Here is a 957-nt window from a genome sequence, read left to right on the forward strand (position 1 = left end):
GTCGACAAGCTGGTCCGCCCTTTCCTGTCAAAACTAGAAGAATACGATATTCAAGAGAACTCCCTCGACACAAGCAATACACAATTACACCCACAATACGAATACCGAAATAACCAGCGAGATTTCAAAGGTAATCAAATTACGCGCAAAATTGAGTTTAAACTAAATGATCTTGCGCAACTCCAGGCTCTTATCCAAGACATCACCCGCACAGAAGCATCTCATCTAGGGAGTATAAGATTCACACTTAAGAACAAACAGAAGCTAAAACGCAAAGCCTTAAACAAAGCAATTAATAAAGCAAAAAATAAAGCAGCTACCATTGCCCAAGGCTTCGAAGTAAGCTTGGGGAAAATTTTAAATGTAAAGCATGTTAGCAACGAAGCAAGACCAGCCCCACAAATGCGCGCCATGGCAATGAGTGCTGAAATGAGCGACAGCCAAAGTAATACCTACCAGCAAAAAGAAATTGAATACAATGCGACCATTAGCGCAGTATTTTCAATCGATTAAGCACTAGTCATACGACACCAAATAGCATATAACACCGGCAATTCAACCTGAATCGCCGGTGCCTCATTCAGCCCGCAACTTCAACAGACTCACTATTTTTATGCTTATCAAGCTTACGCTCTGAAGCGCTCCAGTAATAAAGAACTAACCCTGAAAGGATACACGCGGTACCGATTAGCATTACTTCGCTAATGTGTTCACCATTAAAAAAGGCACCCAAAGCCAAAGCAAAAACAGGTGTCATCAGAGTCACCATTGCAACAGCCGTTGCACCCAGCTCTTTAATAATAAAAAAGTAACATGCAAAGCCCAATAGTGAGCCGGCTATCGCTAGATACAAAACAGACCATGGCGAACGTGTTCCCCAATCAAGGTACGGAAGCTGACCATCCATCACAAACCATGCTGCAATAAATAGCGGCACCGATAGTAATAAAGTGCCTA

2 protein-coding genes are annotated in these 957 nt (G+C 42.4%); one reads left to right on the forward strand and one right to left on the reverse strand.

The window, feature by feature from the left end:
• The coding region (locus A3763_RS22755; protein WP_068760570.1) for an SIMPL domain-containing protein at positions 1-513 on the forward strand (513 nt) is incomplete at its 5' end.
• Between the two features lie 67 nt (positions 514-580).
• Here the strand turns inward: A3763_RS22755 and A3763_RS22760 are convergent.
• On the reverse strand, positions 581-957 hold a 377-nt coding region (locus A3763_RS22760; protein ID WP_156495273.1), incomplete at its 5' end, for a DMT family transporter.

The organism is Oleiphilus sp. HI0128, from assembly GCF_001635365.1.